Genomic DNA, 22506 nt, shown 5'->3' with positions numbered 1-22506 from the left:
AGCACCTGCACATCTGATGAATACCTTTAGTCTATTGCTGTCTAGATAAGTTTCACCTATATGCGGAGGCGATTATGAGCGACTGAGTGATTATTTATAAACGCTGAATATCAAAAAAAAGTATTGCAATATACTGCCAATTACATATACCCTAAGATAGTTGACTATTTAGTCAGGTTTGTACATACGACTATCGGTCAGACTGAGAAAGACTGGTTATTTGCTTGCATGTATTTGCATAAGGATCATGCGACTCTGTGTTTGATACTGTGTAAACAGCAATCTGCGATAAGGATTTATAGAGACCCTCATATGTCTCTTATTTATCAACGTAACGCTGTCTCTAAATATCTTTACAGAGCTTGGACTAAAAGTCACTTTAGGAGAAAGCCAAAATGAGTGAGCATACTCAAGGAAACCCCGATTTATTGTATGGACTGCACGACCGTCCTGCGCCTGCAAAAGCATTTTTAGGTGCGGTACAGCATGTACTTGCCGCTTTCGTTGGTGTTATTACACCCTCATTGATTATTGGCGGTGCTTTGGGTCTAGGTGAGCATATTCCCTACCTGATCAGTATGGCGCTAATGGTATCTGGGGTTTCAACCTTTATTCAAACCCGTAAATTTGGTCCTGTCGGTTCAGGGCTAATGGCTCTGCAAGGCACCAGCTTTGGTTTTTTAGCGGCAGTGTTAGCAGCAGGTTTTGTAGTAAAAAACCGAGGTGGTAGTCCTGAGGAGATTCTCTCTGTAATCTTTGGCGTCACATTTTTAGCCGCCTTTGTTGAGATATTCTTGAGTCAGTTTATTACTAAACTTAAATCCTTGATGAGTCCTATCGTCACTGGCTGTGTCATTGTCACCATCGGTTTGTCCCTAACCAAAGTTGGTCTAACTGATCTAGCAGGCGGTGTTGGTGCTGAAGATTTTGGTAGTATTGAGAATTTACTACTAGGCGGCGGGGTATTAATCAGTGTCGTGCTTATTAGTATCGTACCTAACAAAGTTATTCGCTCAAGCGCTATTTTTATTGGTCTGATGTTAGGCTTGCTGGTAGCAGCATTTATGGGTCGTATTGACTTCTCATTAGTCTCACAAGCCCCGCTACTGACTGTACCTGTGCCTTTCAAGTTTGGCTTTAGTTTTGATTGGCAAGCGTTTATACCGATTGCCTTTATGTATATCATTACCAGTATCGAGACTGCTGGTGATTTGACCGCGACGTCGATGATCTCAGGTGAGCCTATCAAAGGTCCACTATATGAGAAACGTATCAAAGGTGGGGTACTAGCCGATGGTGTCAACTCTGCCATTGCTGGTATCTTTAACAGCTTCCCAGTCACTACTTTTAGCCAGAATAATGGCGTTATTCAGATGACGGGTATCGCTAGTCGCTATGTGGGCTTCTATGTCGGCGGTATCTTATTTTTTATGGGTTTATTTCCTATCCTAGGTGCTATCTTCACTCAGCTACCAAAACCAGTAGTTGGTGGTGTGACACTGCTAATGTTTGCAACCGTAGCGACTGCTGGTATTCGCATACTTTCAACCGTAAACTTTACCCATCGTAATATCTTAATCATAGCCACTTCTCTAGGTTTGGCGATGGGTGTTGCCTTTGTGCCTGATGTATTTGCACAAATGCCGCAGATGTTCCGTAATATCTTTGGTTCAGCAGTGACCGTATCGGGTATTATCGCGATTACGCTTGATATGATTTTACCAAAAAGTTTTGGTGCAGAGTTTGATACGGCTGACCAGCATGCTGAGGATGACGTGAAGTCTGCTCGTGAAGCCGCTTAAAAGTGAAGGGTTAGATGATTTTCTAAGACAATGTAAAAGACTTTGCTGAGTAACAAAAGAAAAGGATTGCCTTAATGATAAAGCGCTAATTAGCAGCGATATCGTTAAAGCAATCCTTTATGCGTCAAGCCATTCATTAATAGCAGTTGTTCCAATCTACCACTACTCGAGTCCGCAGCCTCGTAGTATAAAAGGTATTAAGAAGTCAGCAGCGCGTGCCTCGTCTGTCTCATCATACGCGCTCTTTTGCATTAAGCCGACGATTTCTGTTTCAAACTCTGCATAGCGCTGCGTGGTTGCCCAAATCAAAATCAATAGCTGTAAAGGGTCAGCAATGGCGATTTTGCCTTGCTCATGCCATATCTTCATGACTTGTGTCTTATCCAGTGCCCAATCTTTCATCGCCGTCGACATAAAATCATGTAAATGCGGGGCACCGCCGATGACCTCTAACGCAAATAGCTTATGGCGATTTGGGTTTGCAAATGCTTGATGCAATTTGGTGCGGACGAACTTTTCGATAACGGTTCTCGGATCGCTGTCTACTGTCATCGTCACCAAGCCATCATTCCACTCTTGAATGATCGCACGCAAAACTACTTTGTACAGATTGGTCTTACTCTTAAAATAGTAATGCACGTTGGCTTTTGGCAGCCCTGCTCGATCGGCGATACCTTGCATGGTGGCACCGCGATAGCTTTTCAGCACAAACTCTTCTTCAGCGGCAGTCAAAATCACCGCTTGGTTTTGGGCACGAATATCATGCTGATTGCGATGAACCACACTCTCAGAGGCGGATGAAGCTTTTGCTTTAGAAATTTGAGTCATAGGTTGCACCATTAGACATTTATATCAGTAAGTACCATATTCTAGCGTGACTTTAAGATAAACTGTGAAGAAACACACTGATTATTAGCATATCTAGTAAAAAATAAAAATATTTTGCATAAAGTAGTTGACCATTTAGTCAGGTTTAAGCAGAATGGATATATATTAACCAATTATGACTCAATCGATACTACTTTCACCTGAGTTTTTCCCTGAGTTAAGTAATCAACAGACTAATATCAGCACACGATACTGTCTGTACCTTATAAATTCATATCACTCAAATGATAAATGTGTATCCGTCAACACTTTGTGTCAATAGATAAGGATATCACTGTGAGCTTATCACTAGCGCAACTGAACGCCCTCTCGCAAGCCGATGCGACCTCAGAATTTCTAACTTGCTGTACCAGTAGCCAATGGGCGCAAACCTTGGCAGACGCACGTCCGTTTGCAGATATAAAAGCACTATTGAGTGCAAGCGATGACGCATGGCAACAAGCTAAAGCGGATGAAGCTAACTTGCTAGAAGCCTTTGATGGTCACCCACAGATTGGCAATGTCGACTCATTAAAAGAGAAGTATCGCAATACGCAAGACAGTGCTGCTCATGAGCAATCAGGCGCCAATGACGCTGAAGATGCGGTACTTGAAGCGTTAGCACAAGGCAATCAAGACTATCTCGATAAATTCGGCTTTATCTTTATTGTCTTCGCAACTGGTAAAAGCGCGCAGCAAATGCTTGATCTATTGCAAGCTCGCCTGCCAAATGATCGCAAGACTGAATTGCTCAATGCGGCTACTGAACAAAATAAAATCACGCGTTTGCGTTTACAAAAACTGTTAGGCGACGCTTAAATCTTGCTTTGTCTCTCTCATACATAAAAGGAATTATTATGTCAGGTACTCTTTCATCACATATTTTAGACACCCATCTTGGCAAGCCTGCCGCTGACATCGCAGTGACGTTACATCGTATTAGTGCCAGTGGCGAGCCATCATTATTGGCAAACGGTGTCACCAACGCTGATGGTCGCGTGACGCCAGATAGCTGGGCATTTAACCCAGAAATTGATATTGCTGAGTATCATTTAGATATCGGTCGCTATACGCTGACCTTTGATACCCAAGCATATTTTGATACGCAAAACCTCACAGTATTTTATCCGCAAGTGGTCATCGATTTTATGATACAAGATAACGGTCACTACCATGTGCCGCTACTGCTTAGCGCACACGGCTACGGCACTTATCGCGGATCATGATTCCATAGCTTTATGACTCGAAACCTTATAAAAACAAGGCTAAACGAGTGCTAGAAACTTTAAACACCTGACAATGAGGTCAGTGATTTAAGACCAAATGAATAATGCTGGTATCGCTACGTTGTATCACAATCTTTTATAATAACGAAGGTGAGCAAAAGTCGTTACGAGTTACCAAGATATAATAATATAAAAGGACATTGACAACATGGGTGCATATCTTCTCGATTGGCTAAGCTTATTTTTCCGCTGGTTTCACGTTATCGCTGGTGTAGCATGGATTGGCGCATCATTTTATTTCGTATGGCTAGATATGAGTCTTCAGAAGCCACCAGAATGGAAAGCCAAAAAAGGCATTTCAGGCGATCTTTGGGCAGTACATGGTGGTGGTTTCTATGAAATTGCCAAATACAAGCTCGAACCTGAAGAGATGCCAAAAACGCTGCATTGGTTTAAGTGGGAAGCTTACACCACATGGCTGACTGGTATGGCGATGCTCATTATTGTCTACTACATCAATGCCACAGCTTATTTGATTGATCCGAGCAAAGTTGATTTTGGTAGTAGCATTGGTGCTATATCGACCAGTTTACTGTTCTTATTCGGTAGTTACTTTATTTATGAAGTCATTGTACGCAGCAATGTCGGCAAAAATAAACTGGCTTTCAGTATCACTATCTTTGTACTCATGATTATCGCCACTTGGGGCTCATACCAGCTGTTTAGTGATCGTGCATCCTTTATCCATGTCGGTGCCATTTTAGGTACTATCATGGCAGGTAACGTCTTCTTCGGTATTATGCCAGCTCAGCGCGCACTCGTAGATTGTGTACGCCGCGGTGTCAAACCAGGTCCAGAAGTAGCAGATTTGGCATTGATGGCCAGAAACCGCTCATTGATGAATAACTACTTTACCTTGCCGCTCATCTTTATCATGATTAGTAATCACTATCCAATGATGTATTCACATGCGCATGGTTGGTTAATATTGGTATTCATTGGTGTCATCACGGCAACAGCTCGTCATTACTTCAACGAAAAACACTTGGGTCGCCATAGACCAAAATTCTTAGTAATTCCTGCGATAGCAACCGTACTATTGATTATCTGGATGCGTCCAGCACCTATCGAGCCATTACCAGTTTCTCCAATCAAGACGCCTGCTGTCACTGAAGTATCACCGACAGATACACCGCCTGCTGCTGTCACTCAAGATACAAATACGGTAGCACCTGCTACTGCTACAGAGGCTGATCCCAATGCGGTTGCTGGCGGAACTGCCGCTACCGACGAAGTAATACCTGTTGCTCCTTCAGCTGACGACGCTATCATTAAAGTAGTAGAAGCAAAATGTAGCGTTTGCCATGCGGCACAACCAACACAAGCTGGATTTAATGCGCCGCCAGCGGGTATTATTATCCAAACCCCTGCAGACATAAAAACTCATCAAGCTAAGATTGTGACTGCCGTACAAAGTGGCTATATGCCACTGGGTAATATCACTCAGCTAAGCGATGAAGAGCGCCAACAACTGGTTGCTTATGCTTCAGGGTTATAAATGAGCATTCTAGACAAAGAAGAGTAAACGCTGATCAAACAATTATCTTGACCAATGACCTAGACATCCTTAAAGTGTTAACAATAAACATTAATAAGTGTTAACAATGTTTATTTCGATTGATTCCAATCTAAAGGGAGAAAAGGATGTCCACTGCGAATGAGCAAGGAAGTCAGCTCAGTACTCAATCCAATAGCGCGCTCTATGATTGCAATACCTTTAATCCAGAACGCAAAAACTCAAGATTATATAATGAAGATCTTGCCCCACTACAGCCTGAACAGCGTAATTGGGGTTGGTTTGCGATATTTAATGTTTGGTCCAATGATATTCAGAGCTTATTCGGTTATACCTTAGCGGCCTCCTTATTTTTGAGTTATGGACTGAATGGGTGGTGGGTCATGGCAGCGATTATCTGCTCAGGATTTATCGTCATGCTGATGGTCAACTTAACTGGTAAACCTAGTGTCAAATATGGCATCCCTTTTCCAGTCTTGATACGTGCCAGCATGGGTATCAATGGCGCTAACTTACCTGCCATCTTACGCGCTATTATCGGTATCTTTTGGTACGGGGTGCAGACCTACTTTGCCTCAACTGCAGTTGCCATTTTGTTGACTATTGTCATAGGTAGCCCAGATACGACATTTTTAGGCTTGAATAGTACCGCTTGGATTGCTTTTGTTATCGTTTGGGTATTTCAGATTTTACTGTTTTGGGCAGGCATCGAGCCGATCAAGCACTTTTTGAATTGGGCAGGACCGCTAGTCTATGTCGTTATGGTCATCCTGATGGCCGTCATCTGGTATCAATCAGGCTCTGAGTTGTTACCTGCGATTAACTCTATCTTCGCTAGTGGCAGCGATTATAGTGGAAATTCCATACAGGCATTTACTGCTATCGTCGGTACGATGGTTGCTTATTTCGCAGCAGTCGTCATAAACTTCGGTGATTTCTCACGATTTTTGCGTAGTGAGCGCGATATGCGCTTGGGTAACTTACTCGGTCTACCCATCAACATGGTATTTTTCTCGTTCATCGCCTTGGTCATTACCGCTGGAACCCTAGTAATATTTGGCGAAGCATTGACCAATCCATCGGATATTGTTGATCGCGTGGATTCTCTACCCTTGACCATTATTGCAGCGCTGACCTTCTTTGCCGCAACCGTCGGTATCAATATGGTTGCAAACTTTATTCCCCCTGCTTACGATTTGGCTAACTTATTTCCTAAGCATATTAACTTTCGCATGGGCGGTTTAATTACTGCTGTTATCGCCTTTTTCGTTGGTGCATTGTGGCTATCATTCATCAGTAAGATCGGTATTGTCGGTTTTGTAAATACTATTGGTGCGGTTATCGCTCCATTCTTTGGTATCTTAGTCATCGATTATTACCTAATTAAACGTCAACATATCGATATGAATGACTTATTTTCCGCTCAACCAACTGGTGCTTATTACTACTACAAAGGCTGGAACATCCGTGCGCTTATCGCCTTTGCAATCGGCGCTTTATTCTCTATCGCCACGGTATTGATACCCGCACTGACTAAGCTTGAAGGTTATGGTTTCTTATTAGGCGCGGCAATAGGTGGCATCGTGTATTGGGTATTGATGCGCCCTTATGCAGTAGATCCTGACACCATAGTAGAATAAGGCAGTGAAGTCAGAAACATGAAGTGCAATAGTAGAATAAAAAATAGTTATTACATGTCTAACAGACCTATTACTCTGTTTTTATAAAGGATAAAACACCATGAAAAAAAAGATAACCAGCGACTTTGATCAAGCCGCTTATCCACGCGATTTAAAAGGCTATGGCGACCATCCACCCAAAGCTAATTGGCCGGGCGGCGCTAAGATTGCCGTACAATTTGTGCTAAATATCGAAGAAGGCGCAGAGAACAGTGTCTTGCATGGCGACGGTCAGTCAGAACGTTTTTTATCAGATGTTTTAGGTACGCCAGAATTTAACAACCGCCATCAGTCGATTGAGTCAGCCTTTGAATATGGTAGCCGAGTGGGTGTTTGGCGCGTACTAGATACTTTTAAAGAATATGGTTTACCTATTACTACCTTTACTTGTGCAGCCGCTGCCGAAAAAACACCGCATATTGTCGAGCGCATTCTAGAAGATGGTCATGAAATTGCCAGTCACGGACTGCGCTGGATTACCTATCAATATATGTATCGCGAGACCGAGCGTGAACATGTGCGCCGCGCCACTGAAATATTTGAGCGGATGGTCGGCAATCAGCCTCTTGGCTGGTATACCGGTCGCGATAGCCCAAATACTCGCGAGCTGGTCGCAGAACAAGGCGGCTACATTTATGACTCTGACTCTTATGCTGATGAGCTGCCGTACTGGCTCAATGTTAAAGTAGAAGAAGGCAACAAAATTGCTCGCAAACCGCATCTGGTCATTCCTTATACGCTTGAGACCAATGACATGCGTTTTTCTTCAAGTCCTGGGTTCACCAATGCTGAACCTTTTTATCAATACTTAAAAGACAGCTTTGACACTTTATATGAAGAAGGTCAAGACACACCCAAGATGCTAACCATTGGTTTGCATTGCCGCATCATTGGTCGTGCTGGTCGCATTAAAGCGCTCAAACAGTTTTTACAATACATCACCAGTAAACCCGACGTTTGGATCTGCCGCCGCGATGAAATAGCCAAGCACTGGTATGAAAATCATCCAGCCACGGCTGATAACACCGCCAACTGGATGTAGCCGTAACAACAATCATAAGACGTATCATCATATTAATAAGCACGTACATAGTAGCAACCACGTAAGCTAACGGATGATACGCTCGAGGTGGTTGATACCTGAGTGCTGCAATTGCTTAAAAATGACATCTTATGTCCGGTATTTCCTTAGCTCAAATCGAGCTATAACTGAATAAATTGCTAGAACAAATAAATAATATTGCTAATTAATCTAAAGGTGAACTTATGAAAACTACAATCATTGCTAAACCTTTAACTAAAGCTGCTTTTGCGCCTTATGGCTCAGTTATTGAGCCTTATAATGATCAAGAAAAGTGTCCTGAAAACAGCTGGGATATCAATCGTGGCTTTGCCTGTCGTCATAATGCTATCTCGAAAGTCACTCATGATGGCGGAGAAGTCGGTTTTAGTATTTTCCGTACTAAAAGACGTGATTGCCCTATTACGTTATCGGTCATGGAATATCATCCATTTGGCACGCAAGCGTTCTTTTCTATGAATGGCACAGACTATATAGTGGTTGTGGCCAAAGCTGGCGATGCGCCTAAATCAGCTGATGATTTAGAAGTGTTTTATGCTCATTCGCATCAAGGTGTACAGTATGATGCCAATGTTTGGCATCATCCGCTACTGGCGCTAAAAGCGGATTGTGACTTTTTAGTGATTGATCGTATCAACGGCGAAGGTAACAATTGCCATGAATTCGAGATTGATGATTGGGAAGTTTGCATTGATATATCTGCTGAGCAGGCTAAAAATCAGGCCTAATGGCTATCGTCAACTGACGAAGAATTATGCTAATGTCAGAGCATTAATCATATAAAAAATCAAAGGTTCAGACACAAATTTATCGCGGCACCAAACCCCTAAGGAACACGAACCATGACAACAAAAAGTACTTATTACGCACCAACTGGCGGATTGCCTCCACAAACACAATTACTATCCGATCGTGCTATCTTCACCGAAGCTTATGCGATTATTCCTAAACGTGTACTAACCGACATCGTGATTAGTTATTTACCTTTTTGGACAGGCATGCGGATGTGGGTGCTTGCACGTCCTTTAAGCGGTTTCTCTGAAACCTTCTCACAGTATATCGTCGAAGTAGCACCAAATGGCGGCTCAGAAAAGCCTGAGCTAGATGCAAATGCCGAAGGCGTCGTATTCATCGTTGAAGGTGAAATAGACATGACGATTGAAGGCGTGTCGCATCATCTTGAATCAGGTGGTTATGCATTTTTACCACCTGGCTGCAAATGGACGCTAAAGAACAATAGCGATAAGCACGTTAAATTCCATTGGATACGTAAAGCTTATCAACATTGTGAAGGTATTGATATGCCTGAAGCGTTTGTAACTAGCGATCACGATGTTGAAGCTATTGAGATGCCGGGTACTGATGGCGTATGGACAACCACTCGATTTACCGAGCAGTCTGATATGCGTCACGACATGCATGTAAATATCGTCACGTTTCAACCAGGTGGCGTGATTCCATTTGATGAAACGCATGTTATGGAACATGGTTTGTATGTATTAGAAGGTAAAGCCGTCTATCACTTAAACGGTGAATGGGTAGAAGTTGAAGCAGGTGACTTTATGTGGCTGCGTGCATTCTGCCCACAATCTTGTTACGCTGGCGGACCGGGTCCATTTAGATACTTACTATATAAAGATGTGAATAGACATATGCCGTTTATTCGTCCAGTAAAATAAGCAATATAAAGGTATAGTCGTTCATTCGAATCTATCATTCATTGTTCTTTAGAACACCAGCAAAATTTTTAATAGTAAAGCCAGCTCATTACGATTAGCTGGCTTTTTATTTTTATGCTGAAGTTAATATTTTTAAACAATGCTTTAATCAAGCAATGCTAAAACATTAATCACTTTACTTGTTTTTTATGTACTACTGTACTAGAATACTGAAACAAGATAGCCACTTACCTCTTTTTTATTAAGATTAAATATTATGAGCACTGACCCTTATCGTAGCTTGTTGACGCATTTAGCTCATTGCAATGACAGTAATGATATCGATGAGCTATTAACAGCGCTACTAACGACTAAAGAGCAACACGAGATTGCCAATCGTATCTGTATTTTTGATTTGCTCGAGCGTGGCATCACCCAGCGTGACATCTCCGAACAGTTGGGCGTTGGCATCGCAACGGTCTCTCGCGGCGCCAAAGCCATGCAAATTCACGATGTAAGCGCACTGCTAGCCACCCACAGACAAGACAATTAACGCCAAGAATGTTAGCTGAATTTATTTTATAAGACCTATTTGAATTACTTTGGACCTCGTTATGACCTCTCCTACACTACAATATGACCAGCCTGCTACTATTGATATTCCAAGCAAGCCGCAGCGGATAAAGCTGACGCAAGATATTGATTTTTTCGCGTTATTTAAACGCATTGAACGGGTTTTCGATACCTGTTATTTGCTCGAATCCTTGGGTGAAGACAGCCATATGTCACGTCACCATGCCATTGGTTTTGATCCAGTGATGACTATTGCAGCCATTGACCGCACGACGCTTGCCATTAGCGATAATAAAACTGCTGAAACCAAACATTATCAGACGGATAATCCTTATCAGCTTCTACGTACTATTACTCCGCAGCACGTTATTGCCCGTGAGCAAAGTGGCGGTCTTGTCGGCTATCTAGGCTACGACTGTGTCAATTTCTTTGAGCCAAGTCTAAATGCCAAGCCAAGCGATGATTTTGAACCTTTCAAATTTGGTGTCTATCTAGATGGCTTGACGCTCGATAAAATGACCGGTGAGATATTCTATTTTTATTACCCAACCGCTCAGCAAGACAATCGCATCGAGCAAATCAAAGCCTTACTTGATGTACCTATCCCAAGTTATAAACCGCCAACCGTAGAGTTTTTAGGTGATGGTATGAGTCAAGAAGAGCATGCTAAAGTCGTTATGCAAGTCAAAGAAGACATCATCTCTGGGCGTATTTTTCAATGTGAAGTCGGCTTTAAATCCAAATATCGTATTGCGGGCGATAAGATGCCAATTTATGAAAAGCTACGTGCGGTCAATCCATCACCGCATATGTATTTTATGAAATTTGCTCAGCAATGCATCATCGGTGCCTCACCTGAATTGCTATTTCGCTTGCGTCAGGGCGAGATGGAGACCTATCCGCTCGCAGGTACAGCCAAGCGCGGTGTTGATGTTGCCGAAGATCGCAAACTTGCGCGTGCCCTGCTGAATGACGCAAAAGAGATTGCCGAGCACAATATGCTAGTCGATCTGCATCGCAATGATATCGGACGCGTCGCACAATTTGGTACGGTAAAAGTGCGTAATCTGATGGATATCAAACGCTTCTCACACGTACAGCATATCTCCTCTGAAATCGTCGGTATTCTGCATCCTGATGAGGATATGTTTAGCGCACTTGCCAGCAACTTCCCTGCTGGCACATTGTCAGGCGCACCAAAAGTTGAAGCGATAAAAGTGATTAATGAGCTTGAACCAGATGGTCGTGGTGCTTATGGCGGCGCATTAGGGTCCTTTAACTTTAACGGCGATTGTATTTTTGCCATTCCTATTCGCAGCTTATTTATCAATGGTGAATCGGCCTATGCACAGACTTGTGGCGGCAATGTGTACGACTCCAATCCTGCTGATGAATATCTAGAAATCCAGCGTAAGCTTTCTGCTATGAAAGTGGTACTAGACAGCTTTGTGAACCCATAACCACATATAATTTATCAAAGAGTTGGCTACCCATGAATGTTTTAATTATCGATAATTACGACTCATTTACCTTTAACCTTTACCAATATATCGGTGAGATCTTGCAGACGATGGACAGTGATAAACAAGCAAATGTCATCGTCAAGCGTAATAATGAAATCACCTTAGCAGACGTACAAGCGATGAGTCTTGACCGTATTATTATCTCACCCGGTCCTGGGTCACCTGATGATCCTGCCTATTTTGGCATTTGTGCCGAAGTGATTGAAGTGATGGGCAAAACGACGCCACTATTAGGCGTTTGCTTAGGCATGCAGGGCATTGCTCATGTATTTGGCGGTGATGTGATACGCGCAAGTGTACCGATGCATGGCAAGGTTTCAGCCATTCGTCATGATGGTGCGGGCATTTATAATGATTTGCCACAGCATTTAGAAATCATGCGCTATCACTCATTGATGGTACAAGCAGACACGCTACCGGATTGTTTGACTGTCACAGCTGTCGTCGCCAATGATGAACATAATGATTTAGATTTGACTGAATCGGCGCTGGCTAGTGATGAGATAATGGGTGTGCAGCACAAAGACTATCCGATTCAAGGCGTGCAGTTTCACCCAGAGTCATTTGCGACCGAAGGTGCCAAGCGTTTATTGACGAATTTTTTACTTCAGGTGTAAATCACGATGCTTAAGCTGGTTTGGAGGATATGACTCTAAAGAGTAATAAGCTGAAGTGAAGCCTGCATCTAACTCAAATAAATTGCATTTTATGTCTAACTGACTTGTGTTAGTACTTAATTAACGCTTTAATGATAGACTGAAAGAACAAACAAAAGGCAGCCTTTAATCAGGTTGTCTTTTGTTATTTCAGCATATTATTAAGTAATCAGCCAGAAGGCTTGGACCGCTTATTCTTTGAACCTGGTAACAAATAAAAATAGAGAGCGATATGGCACATACCGATAGCGCAATGTCAGCACGGCAGTCATGGATAGGCACCATTCAAATCATTACAGCCGCTGTCTGCTGGGGTACTTTAGGGATATTCTCAACCTATCTCAACCAAATCGGCTTTAGTGGCTGGCAAACGACCATTTTACGTATCGTGACCGCCGCTCTTATTATCCTCGTCATGTTGCCAAAACTATGGCCACAGCTAATAAAGTTGCGTCCAAAACAGTGGCTCGGACTGGCACTACAGTCGTTGATTGGTGTACTCGGCATGTCGGTTTGCTATTTTTTTGCCGTTATCTATGTCGGTGCTGGTCCTGCAGTCGCCTTGCTATATACTGCGCCCGTTTTTAGCTTATTATTTTCAGCATTCTTGCTTAATGAATCCATTACTCGGCAGTCAGCCCTACTGGCACTCATGGCAGTATTTGGTGTCGGCTTGACGATGTTAGGTGAGCAGGCGCAAGTCAACTGGGGTATTGCATTAGGTTTATTATCAGGCGTATGTTATTCCCTATATGGGGTATTGGGTAAGCGCGCTATGCATGACGCGCACCCTGCTCCTTTAGTATTTTTTACCTCTATTATCATCAGTGCTGGCATACTGCTACTACTACCTGAAACCTATAACACTTATGGACAATTATTAACCTTACCCTTATCTACTTGGGGCTATGCATTAGGATTGTCTTTGATTGGAACCGTCGTACCCTTTGCACTTTATATGAAGGCATTAGAGAAGCTACCTGCCACCCGTGCATCAGTGTTTACTATCTTTGAGCCTCTAACCGCGATTGCTTTGGCAACGCTATTACTGCATCAATCATTATCTTGGATTCAATATGTCGGCGTCATACTCATTCTGCTAGCAGCCTTATTTAATGCTGTGCTAAATGGTACCACTACTCGCGTACCACGTTGGCTAAAAAGACGGCAAAAGATTTATCGATAGCCTTTAATCATTTTAAATAGCTTTACAGCCATTTTTATCAAACGAAAAAAGTCCCAACCATGACATCATAGTTGGGACTTTTATTTAGCATCTTTCAAGCTTACTACTGTTCAATACGCTGTAAAAACGCTTGCGTACGCGGATGCTTAGAGTCCTCGAATAACTGCTTAGCACTGCCCTCTTCGACAATTTTACCATCTTCAATCAAAACCACATGATCAGCGACATCGCGGGCAAAATTTATTTCATGAGTAACAACAACCATCGTCCAACCTTCTGATGCCAGCTGTTTCATGGTTTCAAGCACATCTTGTACTAGCTCAGGATCAAGCGCAGACGTTGGCTCATCGAATAGCAGTAAAGACGGCTCAATTGCCAATGCACGAGCAATACCAATACGCTGCTGCTGACCGCCCGATAGCTGAAACGGATAGAGATCTGCCTTATCAGACAAACCCACTTTATCGAGTAATGCTAATGCCTGCTCACGTGCTTGCGCTTTACTTTGCCCTTGTACCACCGTAGGTCCAAGCATTAAGTTTTCGATGGCTGTCTTATGTGGGAATAAATTATAAGATTGAAACACCATACCCGACTTACGTTGCAGCGCAAGTAAGGTTTTTTTCTTAGGTTTAGTGGCAAAATCGACTGTCAGGCTGCCATCATCAAAAGCGATGATACCTTGATCTGGAATTTCAAGCGCATTCAAACACCGCAAAAACGTCGTCTTACCAGAACCTGATGGTCCTAATATGACCACCACTTTGCCCTTTTCGATGGTCAAGTCGATACCTTTAAGCACTTGATTGCTCCCAAAGGCTTTATGAATATTGGTGACTTGAATCATAAGACGTCCACTTGCAAATTAAAAAACACATGGGTTAAAGGGGCGAGAAATATATCATGGGTTGATAGCGATATTATTTGGCAACATAACGATCAAGACGCGTTTCAAGCCTACCTTGGATAAAGGTCAAAAACAGACAAATACCCCAATAGATAACGGCCGCTTCGATATAGACCAACATAAACTCATAATTCCGCGCGGTGATAATCTGTGCTTGTTTAAACAGCTCAGTCACCAATACGAGCGATGCTAGCGAAGTATCTTTTACCAGACTGATAAAGGTATTAGATAGCGGCGGTACGGAGACGCGCAGTGCCTGCGGCAATATAACATGGCGAAAGGTCTGCAAATACGTCAAGCCGACAGTCGAACCGGCTTCCCACTGTCCTTTTGGAATAGACAAAATGGATGCGCGCACCGTCTCTGACGCATAAGCACCAATATTTAGCGAAAAAGCGATGATCGCTGACGGAAAAGGATCAAGCTTGACCCCAACACTCGGTAACCCATAAAAGATAATAAACAGCTGTACCAGCATCGGCGTGCCGCGAATGGCAGACACATAGATGCGAGCAAGTCTATAGACAATCTCATGAACCCAACCAGCACGCGGCACGATACGAATCAGTGCCACGGTTAGCGCAATTGCCATACCGATCGCAAACGATATCAATGCCAGCGGTATCGAATAATAGATACCGCCTTTAAGCATCGGCCAAAAAGACGAGATAACAATCTGCGCCCGATCAGGACTCATAAACGGCAATAATGCCAATAAATCTGCTAACACTGACGTTATAGAAGCTAGCATTATTTTTGTTGACTTATATCAGCACCAAAGAATTCTTGGCTCAGTTTGGTGAGCGTTCCATCAGCGGCCAATGCTGTCATGGCTTCGTCTAATTTTGCCAATACTTCATCATCACCTTTTATCAATACCAAGCCCGAACCGGTTTGCTCACTGACAGGGGCCGTTAATTTAATCTCAAGCGCTGCATCTGGGAATTTTTTTAGATAATCCAAAATGGCAAGATTGTCATTCATGGTAAAGTCAGCGCGATCTTGTTTGACCAGCTGGATCGCTTGAGCCATACCATCAACAGGGATGACTTCAGCTTGATAACGCTCTGCAAGCTCACCATAGTTGCTGGTCAAGGACTGAGCACTACGCAGACCTTTTAAAGCCTCCCACGAGCTATAACGGTTATCATCTTTTGGCGCTAAAACCACTGCGCCTGACCAGCTATACGCTTGCGCTTTATCATATTTTGCTAAACGCTCAGGCGTGGTCAAGCTGACTTGGTTGGCAACCATATCAAAACGCTTGGCGTCCAAACCTGCGAGCATTGCATCCCACTGGGTTTCTTGAAACTCAACTTTAACGCCAAGTTTGTCAGCAACGGCACGCGTCACTTCGACATCATAGCCGGTCAGTTTGCCGCTCTCATCATGATAAGTGAATGGAGGATAAGTGCCTTCGGTACCGACGTTGATAGTGCCGCCGTTATTGATACGCTGTAGCAAATCAGAACCGCCACTTGCAGCGGTATCAGTTGCCTTGGTTTCAGCATCATTGGTAGGTGATTGACCACAAGCGGCAAGCAATACGGTACTTGCGGCAAGGGCTAAAAGCGTGCGACGTTTCATAAGACGTCCTTATCATAGTGAGTAAATAAAAGTGACTGAGTCAAATAAAGCAAAATATGTCCTGCCAATAAAATCGTACTGAAGAACAAGCAGATATCATCATAAATATCTGCTTGGTATTATTTGACTGTGACTGCTCAATTTGAGGATACACAGCATATTTTTCAATGCTGGTTTTATTTTATTCTTGAAAATTTGAGGCATTTTATGACAAATACTTATTCTAAATCTGCCCATTAAACACTTGCTCATGTGTATATTAACGCAATTTAGAAAGAATAAACGTACAAAAATAGTGAATATGCGTAAGGTTGTTATAGTTCACCTGAAAACTGGTACCGCTCACCTGCATGCCACATTTTGACAAAAGTCAGTACTTGACCCGCTGAGTAAGTTTGACGACAAAGTACCAATGTAGGCGACTGCGCGGTAATCTGTAGTAACGCTGCAATCTCATCGGGTGCGGCTAGTGCTCGAATAGTATAGCTACCACGCTCCAGTGGGCTTTTTGCAATGAGATAATCACTGGTATTGACCACGCTAAAATCTTGCTCGATAAACTCTGGAACCTTTAGAGCATCTACCCAACGCTCTTCAAACTGTATCGGCTGACCATCTGCAAAATGGATGATCTTAACCTCATATAAAACAGCGGCTTCGCTATCAATATTCTTGATGCTTCTAATGTCAGTAGCGTCTTTTAACTCAGACGATTTAATAGCCTTATCAAGACCAAATTTACGCCGTAGCTCATCATTGAGCATAGAAGCAGTAATGCCACGCTTACTGACAACTTTTGCTTGATAATCACGATTGGCAGACTTTAAATCTTGAGCGATATTACGCACTTCTACAAACGTATGATTAAACTGCTGCTGCGCAACAAACGTCCCCGACCCTTGACGGCGCTCCAATACTCGCTCTTCGCTCAATTCCTTTAAAGCACGGTTGACCGTCATACGAGAGACACCAAACTCTTCTGCCAACGCCATTTCGGTAGAAATCGCATTGCCCGCTTGCCATTTACCTGAATGAATATTGTCCAATATCGCATTTTTAATGCGTTGATATGCCGGAATCGTCTTTGTCGTATCCATTTTTAACCGTTAGTTTTACCAATAAGAATAGCGTCATAGTAACACGAGATAATCATACAAACCTCAGCAAAACCATATGGCAGCTGCCTGTTTGTCTAATCACTCACAAAAATAATGCAGCAACAAAGAAAAAAACTTGCATGAAAAAATAATTCCTGATAATTTGTATATACAACTTTACGGCAGTGTAAATAAATTTAGCAGACTGACCGTATAAGACTCACTTTGATTACCCTATTGCCTCAACAGATATCACAAGGATATGATCATGACTACTGATAATGGATTGAACAAAACCCCCGAATATACTCGCCGTGACGAGAGTCGCAATATCGCGGCGCCGACTGGCAGCACACTACACTGCAAGAGTTGGCTGACCGAAGCCCCTTATCGTATGTTACAAAATAACCTGCATCCTGATGTGGCTGAAAATCCAAAGAGCTTGGTCGTCTATGGCGGTATTGGACGCGCTGCCCGTAATTGGGAAAGCTATGATCAAATTTTAGCGTCACTCAAAGAATTAGAAGACGATGAAACCTTATTGGTGCAATCTGGCAAACCAGTTGGCGTTTTTCAAACCCATGAAAATGCGCCGCGCGTATTGATTGCCAACTCCAACCTTGTCCCGCGCTGGGCAACATGGGAGCATTTCAACGAGCTCGATCGTAAAGACTTGTTTATGTACGGTCAAATGACTGCGGGCAGCTGGATTTATATCGGCACCCAAGGCATCGTTCAAGGCACTTATGAAACCTTTGTCGAAGCTGGTCGTCAGCATTATGACGGTAGCTGGGCAGGACGTTGGATTTTGACCGCTGGTCTTGGTGGTATGGGCGGCGCGCAGCCATTAGCTGCAACCTTTGCTGGCGCAACTTCTCTAAATATCGAATGCCAACAATCTAGTATTGATTTCCGTTTGCGTACGGGCTACGTCGATAAACAAGCTGACAATCTTGACCATGCCTATGAGCTCATTAAGCAACATACTGCAGCTGGTGAAGCCGTTTCTATCGCGTTACTTGGTAATGCAGCAGACATCTTGCCTGAGATGGTAAAGCGTGCCAATGCAGGCGAAATCAAACCTGATTTGGTCACCGATCAAACCTCCGCCCATGATTTGATTAATGGCTATCTACCAAGTAGCTGGACGGTTGAAGAATGGAAAGCGGCACAAGAAGACCCAGAGCAACATGCTACCTTAACCAAAGCTGCTGCCGCATCTTGTGCCGTACACGTACAGGCGATGCTAGACTTGCAGGCAATGGACATCCCAACGACCGATTATGGCAATAATATCCGTCAGGTGGCGTTTGATGAAGGCGTAAAAAATGCCTTTAATTTCCCAGGTTTTGTCCCTGCGTATATTCGTCCGCTGTTTTGCCAAGGCAAAGGTCCCTTCCGCTGGGTCGCATTATCAGGTGATCCAGAAGATATCTATAAAACCGATCAAAAAATTAAAGAGCTGTTCCCTGAAAACCAACATATTCATCGCTGGCTTGATATGGCAAAAGAGCGCATTCAGTTCCAAGGTCTGCCAGCACGTATCTGTTGGTTAGGTCTAGGGGAGCGTGATAAAGCAGGTCTTGCCTTTAATGAGATGGTCAAAAACGGCGAGCTTAAAGGTCCTATCGTCATCGGTCGTGACCATTTGGATACCGGCTCTGTTGCTAGTCCAAACCGCGAAACAGAAAGTATGAAAGATGGCTCAGATGCGGTATCGGATTGGGCACTATTAAATGGCATGCTCAATGTCGCAGGCGGTGCTACTTGGGTATCATTACATCATGGCGGCGGTGTTGGTATGGGCTACTCGCAGCACTCTGGCATGGTTATCGTCGCTGACGGTACTGATGCCGCAGCTAAGCGTTTAGCGCGAGTACTGGTCAACGATTGTGGTTCTGGCGTTATGCGTCATGCCGATGCTGGTTATGAGCTGGCGATTAAAACTGCCAAAGATTATGGTCTAAATCTTCCTATGATTAAGTAATTCTCCATAGACACATAGATCACATGATTTTATCAAGGAAGATAATATGACCAAGCAAGATACCCTGCAACTAGGGAAAACTGAGCAAGTTGCTAACACCGTGCCCGATACGACAACGCCAGAGACATTGCTGTCAAAACCCATTGCCTTACTGCAACTGATTGTCTTTAGTATGATCGGTTTGGTGATGTTTTTTGTGCCATTTACCATTGGTGAAAAAAGCACGATTTTGTTCGACCATGGCGCAACTTATCTGGTCAATCAGCAACATACTTTATCTGTAACTTTGTTATTTATGCTGATGATATTTGGGGTAAGCAAACCGTTTATTGATGGTTCATGGCGTAAAAACATCACCCATAAAATCCTAACTGTCTTTAAAGTACTGGGACTGGTATTAGCCGTGATGTATATCACTGGTAACGCTCCAGCCTTTATGATGGAAAAAGATATGCTGCCGTTTTTATTTGAAAAACTGGCGCTACCCGTTGGTATGATTGTGCCGCTTGGGGCTTTGATTCTGGCGTTTTTAGTGGGTTTTGGTTTGCTTGAGATGGTTGGCGTGCTGATGCAGCCGATTATGAAACCTATCTGGAAAACGCCGGGTGCATCAGCGATTGATGCCGTTGCCTCTTTTGTTGGCAGTTATTCGATTGGGCTGTTAATTACCAATCGTGTGTATCTGCAAAAGCAATATTCTGCGCGTGAAGCCATTATCATTGCGACCGGCTTTTCGACTGTATCAGCCGCGTTTATGGTAATTGTTGCCAAAACACTGGGGTTGATGGAATTTTGGAATCTGTTTTTTTGGTCAACGTTGGTAATTACCTTTATCGTCACTGCCATCACTGCCCGTATTCCACCAATTAGTCAGTTTGATAATGAGGTTGAGCGTCCAAATTTAGACTACAAAAGAGGCACGCGTTTAAAAGCGGCATATGAGCTAGGTTTGTCCACGTCACGCCGTGCATCAGATTTTAAACAGATTCTATGGACCAACTTTCGTGATGGCTTGACAATGGCAGCCGCTATTGTGCCCTCTATTATCGCCGTTGGACTCACTGGTTTATTATTGGCCAAGTACACGCCAGTATTTGACGCTTTAGGTTTACTGCTTTACCCCTTTACCTGGTTAGGCGGTTTGCCAGAGCCGCTCGTCGCTGCCAAAGGCATGTCTGCAGGATTGGCTGAGATGTTCTTACCCGCATTATTGCTCAGTGAAGCGGATATGTTGACCCGTTATGTCGCAGGCGTCATCTCTATTAGCAGTGTGCTGTTCTTTTCTGCCATGATTCCTTGTGTACTAGCAACTGAGATTCCTATCTCTGTTGGGAAAATGGTCATCGTTTGGTTCCAGCGTGTAGCACTTAGTATCTTACTGGCAGCAGCTTTTGGACATTTGGCAATGTCTTTTGGTTGGATAAGTTAGGATAGATTGCACCTATTAATACAAGCACAACATCAATACCCCACCATATTATAAATATAGCTAATAACATTTAACACTAGGATTACCACCATGACTGCTATCAAAAAATTAACCCTACAGCCACGTCAGCTTAGCTTTGAGATACTACGCGATATCTATGAGCAGCCCGTCATATTAACCTTGCCTGATAGCGCTTATGAGGCAATATACGCCTCACACGAAGATGTACAAACGATTATCCGCCGTGATAAAAGCGCTTATGGTATCAATACCGGTTTTGGTCTGTTAGCAAAAACCCGTATCAGCGATGATCAGTTAGAACTACTACAGCGTAATCTTATCGTATCTCACTCGGTGGGCACTGGTGAAGCATTACCAGCAAACGTGGTTCGACTGATTATGGTGATGAAGGTGACCAGTTTGGCACAAGGTGTTTCTGGCGTCCGCCGCGCCGTGGTCGACAGCTTACTGGGCTTAATTAATAACCAAATTACCCCAAATATCCCTGCCAAAGGCTCAGTGGGTGCTTCAGGAGATCTCGCACCTTTATCGCATATGACACTGGCGATGATGGGCGAAGGTCATGTTTATGTTGATGGTAAAAAAGTACTGGCCGCTGATGCTTTAGCACAGCATGGTCTTGAGCCAATCACCCTTGCGGCAAAAGAAGGTCTTGCCCTGATTAATGGCACTCAAGTATCCACCGCACTGGCACTACGTGGTTATTTCTTAGCACGTGATTTGCTTGAGACGGCAACCATCGTCGGCTCACTGTCTATCGATGCGGCTAAAGGCTCGGATGCGCCATTTGATGCGCGTATTCACGAAGTACGTGGTCATCATGGTCAAATTGAAATCGCCAAAGCGCACCGTCAGCTCATTAAAGGCAGTGCCATTCGCGCCTCACACGATGGCGAGCAAGACGACAGAGTACAAGATCCTTACTGCCTGCGTTGCCAGCCGCAAGTGATGGGCGCTTGCCTCGATATCATCAATCAAGCAGGCAAGACGCTATTGATTGAATCAAATGCCGTCACGGACAATCCACTGATCTTTAACAATGAAGACGGCCCAGTAGCCATCTCTGGAGGTAACTTCCATGCTGAGCCAGTGGCTTTTGCTGCTGATATTTTAGCATTGGCCATTGCTGAGATTGGCTCTATGTCTGAGCGCCGTATCGCTTTACTAATCGATGCTACTTTGTCAGGTGGTTTGCCGCCATTCTTAGTGGATAATGCTGGGGTCAACTCAGGCTTTATGATCGCCCATGTCACTGCAGCAGCGCTCGCTTCAGAGAATAAATCTATCGCCCATCCCGGTAGTGTCGACAGCATTCCAACTTCTGCCAATCAAGAAGACCATGTGTCGATGGCAACTTATTGCGCCCGTCGCTTATATGAGATGGCGCAAAATACTGCCACCATTATCGGTATTGAGCTATTAGCTGCGGGTCAAGGTATCGACTTCCATCGCGAATTAGAGACCTCAGAGCCTTTAACTGTGGCACATCAGAAACTACGCGAGCAAGTGACTTTTTATGATAAAGACCGCTACCTAGCCCCTGATATCGAAGCAGCAAAGCAGCTAGTATTGGACGGTACGCTTGCTGAGCATTGGCAGTCATTGCGTAGTAATTGGTATGATTCTAAATAACGGCTGATTGATAAAAACT

Annotated in this window: 20 protein-coding genes; 15 read left to right on the top strand and 5 right to left on the bottom strand. The window is 43.7% G+C overall.

Annotation, left to right across the window (positions count from 1 at the left end):
• Positions 1-395 precede the first annotated feature (395 nt).
• A complete protein-coding gene (locus FQ082_RS04080; protein WP_149492135.1) occupies positions 396-1802 on the top strand; it encodes a uracil-xanthine permease family protein in 1407 nt (468 codons plus the stop codon).
• 162 nt (positions 1803-1964) lie between these two features.
• On the opposite strand, the gene FQ082_RS04075 is transcribed toward FQ082_RS04080, so the two are convergent.
• Positions 1965-2630 (bottom strand): TetR/AcrR family transcriptional regulator, encoded by a 666-nt coding sequence (locus FQ082_RS04075; protein WP_011514234.1) that lies wholly within the window; start codon positions 2628-2630, stop codon positions 1965-1967.
• 336 nt (positions 2631-2966) lie between these two features.
• On the opposite strand from FQ082_RS04075, the gene uraD reads away from it, so the two are divergent.
• From uraD to FQ082_RS04020, 11 genes are all read left to right on the top strand, one after another.
• Positions 2967-3488, top strand: coding sequence for a 2-oxo-4-hydroxy-4-carboxy-5-ureidoimidazoline decarboxylase (uraD, locus tag FQ082_RS04070; RefSeq protein ID WP_262498147.1), 522 nt, complete (start codon positions 2967-2969; stop codon positions 3486-3488).
• A 38-nt stretch (positions 3489-3526) separates the two neighbouring features.
• Entirely contained in the window at positions 3527-3895 is a 369-nt protein-coding gene (gene uraH / locus FQ082_RS04065) for a hydroxyisourate hydrolase (RefSeq protein ID WP_011514236.1), read from the top strand.
• A gap of 208 nt (positions 3896-4103) precedes the next feature.
• Positions 4104-5453, top strand: coding sequence for a urate hydroxylase PuuD (locus FQ082_RS04060; protein WP_149492134.1), 1350 nt, complete (start codon positions 4104-4106; stop codon positions 5451-5453).
• A gap of 146 nt (positions 5454-5599) precedes the next feature.
• Positions 5600-7111: an NCS1 family nucleobase:cation symporter-1 gene (locus tag FQ082_RS04055; RefSeq protein WP_149492133.1), complete on the top strand. Its 1512-nt coding sequence runs from the start codon at positions 5600-5602 to the stop codon at positions 7109-7111.
• Between the two features lie 100 nt (positions 7112-7211).
• Positions 7212-8192, top strand: a complete 981-nt coding sequence (gene puuE / locus FQ082_RS04050; RefSeq protein ID WP_011514239.1) for an allantoinase PuuE — start codon at positions 7212-7214, stop codon at positions 8190-8192.
• 224 nt (positions 8193-8416) lie between these two features.
• Positions 8417-8959: an ureidoglycolate lyase gene (locus tag FQ082_RS04045; RefSeq protein WP_149492132.1), complete on the top strand. Its 543-nt coding sequence runs from the start codon at positions 8417-8419 to the stop codon at positions 8957-8959.
• A gap of 114 nt (positions 8960-9073) precedes the next feature.
• Positions 9074-9910, top strand: coding sequence for a bifunctional allantoicase/(S)-ureidoglycine aminohydrolase (locus FQ082_RS04040; protein WP_149492131.1), 837 nt, complete (start codon positions 9074-9076; stop codon positions 9908-9910).
• A gap of 256 nt (positions 9911-10166) precedes the next feature.
• Positions 10167-10442, top strand: coding sequence for a Trp family transcriptional regulator (locus FQ082_RS04035; protein ID WP_011514242.1), 276 nt, complete (start codon positions 10167-10169; stop codon positions 10440-10442).
• Positions 10443-10503: 61 nt separating this feature from the next.
• Positions 10504-11922, top strand: coding sequence for an anthranilate synthase component I family protein (locus FQ082_RS04030; RefSeq protein ID WP_149492130.1), 1419 nt, complete (start codon positions 10504-10506; stop codon positions 11920-11922).
• 32 nt (positions 11923-11954) lie between these two features.
• Entirely contained in the window at positions 11955-12602 is a 648-nt protein-coding gene (locus FQ082_RS04025; protein ID WP_149492129.1) for an anthranilate synthase component II, read from the top strand.
• 271 nt (positions 12603-12873) lie between these two features.
• The gene (locus FQ082_RS04020; RefSeq protein ID WP_149492128.1) at positions 12874-13827 is read left to right on the top strand and encodes a DMT family transporter; all 954 of its coding nucleotides are present in this window, start codon (positions 12874-12876) and stop codon (positions 13825-13827) included.
• Between the two features lie 103 nt (positions 13828-13930).
• Here the strand turns inward: FQ082_RS04020 and FQ082_RS04015 are convergent, their stop codons facing one another.
• The 4 genes from FQ082_RS04015 to FQ082_RS04000 form a co-directional block, all read right to left on the bottom strand.
• Positions 13931-14674, bottom strand: coding sequence for an amino acid ABC transporter ATP-binding protein (locus FQ082_RS04015; protein WP_011514246.1), 744 nt, complete (start codon positions 14672-14674; stop codon positions 13931-13933).
• 73 nt (positions 14675-14747) lie between these two features.
• A complete protein-coding gene (locus FQ082_RS04010) occupies positions 14748-15431 on the bottom strand; it encodes an amino acid ABC transporter permease (protein WP_181209871.1) in 684 nt (227 codons plus the stop codon).
• Positions 15432-15484: 53 nt separating this feature from the next.
• Entirely contained in the window at positions 15485-16321 is an 837-nt protein-coding gene (locus FQ082_RS04005; RefSeq protein WP_149492127.1) for an amino acid ABC transporter substrate-binding protein, read from the bottom strand.
• A gap of 314 nt (positions 16322-16635) precedes the next feature.
• Positions 16636-17418, bottom strand: coding sequence for a UTRA domain-containing protein (locus FQ082_RS04000; protein WP_149492126.1), 783 nt, complete (start codon positions 17416-17418; stop codon positions 16636-16638).
• A gap of 268 nt (positions 17419-17686) precedes the next feature.
• Between FQ082_RS04000 and hutU the strand changes: the two genes are divergently transcribed.
• The 3 genes from hutU to hutH all read left to right on the top strand — a co-directional run bounded on the left by hutU (position 17687) and on the right by hutH (position 22487).
• Positions 17687-19405, top strand: a complete 1719-nt coding sequence (gene hutU / locus FQ082_RS03995; RefSeq protein WP_149492125.1) for a urocanate hydratase — start codon at positions 17687-17689, stop codon at positions 19403-19405.
• Between the two features lie 46 nt (positions 19406-19451).
• Positions 19452-20834, top strand: a complete 1383-nt coding sequence (locus FQ082_RS03990; RefSeq protein ID WP_149492124.1) for a YjiH family protein — start codon at positions 19452-19454, stop codon at positions 20832-20834.
• 90 nt (positions 20835-20924) lie between these two features.
• Positions 20925-22487 (top strand): histidine ammonia-lyase, encoded by a 1563-nt coding sequence (gene hutH, locus FQ082_RS03985; protein ID WP_149492123.1) that lies wholly within the window; start codon positions 20925-20927, stop codon positions 22485-22487.
• Positions 22488-22506 lie beyond the last annotated feature (19 nt).

The organism is Psychrobacter sp. ANT_H56B, from assembly GCF_008369245.1.
GTDB classification, from domain to species: Bacteria; Pseudomonadota; Gammaproteobacteria; order Pseudomonadales; family Moraxellaceae; genus Psychrobacter; species Psychrobacter cryohalolentis.
The sequence above is the reverse complement of the archived record's forward strand: the minus strand, read 5'-3'. Positions and strand labels throughout refer to the sequence as shown.

Bases quoted from the DNA above. Each gene is read 5' to 3' on its own strand.
- FQ082_RS04080 (WP_149492135.1), top strand. From the start codon at position 396: ATGAGTGAGCATACTCAAGGAAACCCCGATTTATTGTATGGACTGCAC.
- FQ082_RS04075 (WP_011514234.1), bottom strand. From the start codon at position 2,630: ATGACTCAAATTTCTAAAGCAAAAGCTTCATCCGCCTCTGAGAGTGTG.
- uraH (WP_011514236.1), top strand. From the start codon at position 3,527: ATGTCAGGTACTCTTTCATCACATATTTTAGACACCCATCTTGGCAAG.
- FQ082_RS04060 (WP_149492134.1), top strand. From the start codon at position 4,104: ATGGGTGCATATCTTCTCGATTGGCTAAGCTTATTTTTCCGCTGGTTT.
- FQ082_RS04055 (WP_149492133.1), top strand. From the start codon at position 5,600: ATGTCCACTGCGAATGAGCAAGGAAGTCAGCTCAGTACTCAATCCAAT.
- puuE (WP_011514239.1), top strand. From the start codon at position 7,212: ATGAAAAAAAAGATAACCAGCGACTTTGATCAAGCCGCTTATCCACGC.
- FQ082_RS04045 (WP_149492132.1), top strand. From the start codon at position 8,417: ATGAAAACTACAATCATTGCTAAACCTTTAACTAAAGCTGCTTTTGCG.
- FQ082_RS04040 (WP_149492131.1), top strand. From the start codon at position 9,074: ATGACAACAAAAAGTACTTATTACGCACCAACTGGCGGATTGCCTCCA.
- FQ082_RS04035 (WP_011514242.1), top strand. From the start codon at position 10,167: ATGAGCACTGACCCTTATCGTAGCTTGTTGACGCATTTAGCTCATTGC.
- FQ082_RS04030 (WP_149492130.1), top strand. From the start codon at position 10,504: ATGACCTCTCCTACACTACAATATGACCAGCCTGCTACTATTGATATT.
- FQ082_RS04025 (WP_149492129.1), top strand. From the start codon at position 11,955: ATGAATGTTTTAATTATCGATAATTACGACTCATTTACCTTTAACCTT.
- FQ082_RS04020 (WP_149492128.1), top strand. From the start codon at position 12,874: ATGGCACATACCGATAGCGCAATGTCAGCACGGCAGTCATGGATAGGC.
- FQ082_RS04015 (WP_011514246.1), bottom strand. From the start codon at position 14,674: ATGATTCAAGTCACCAATATTCATAAAGCCTTTGGGAGCAATCAAGTG.
- FQ082_RS04010 (WP_181209871.1), bottom strand. From the start codon at position 15,431: ATGAGTCCTGATCGGGCGCAGATTGTTATCTCGTCTTTTTGGCCGATG.
- FQ082_RS04005 (WP_149492127.1), bottom strand. From the start codon at position 16,321: ATGAAACGTCGCACGCTTTTAGCCCTTGCCGCAAGTACCGTATTGCTT.
- FQ082_RS04000 (WP_149492126.1), bottom strand. From the start codon at position 17,418: ATGGATACGACAAAGACGATTCCGGCATATCAACGCATTAAAAATGCG.
- hutU (WP_149492125.1), top strand. From the start codon at position 17,687: ATGACTACTGATAATGGATTGAACAAAACCCCCGAATATACTCGCCGT.
- FQ082_RS03990 (WP_149492124.1), top strand. From the start codon at position 19,452: ATGACCAAGCAAGATACCCTGCAACTAGGGAAAACTGAGCAAGTTGCT.
- hutH (WP_149492123.1), top strand. From the start codon at position 20,925: ATGACTGCTATCAAAAAATTAACCCTACAGCCACGTCAGCTTAGCTTT.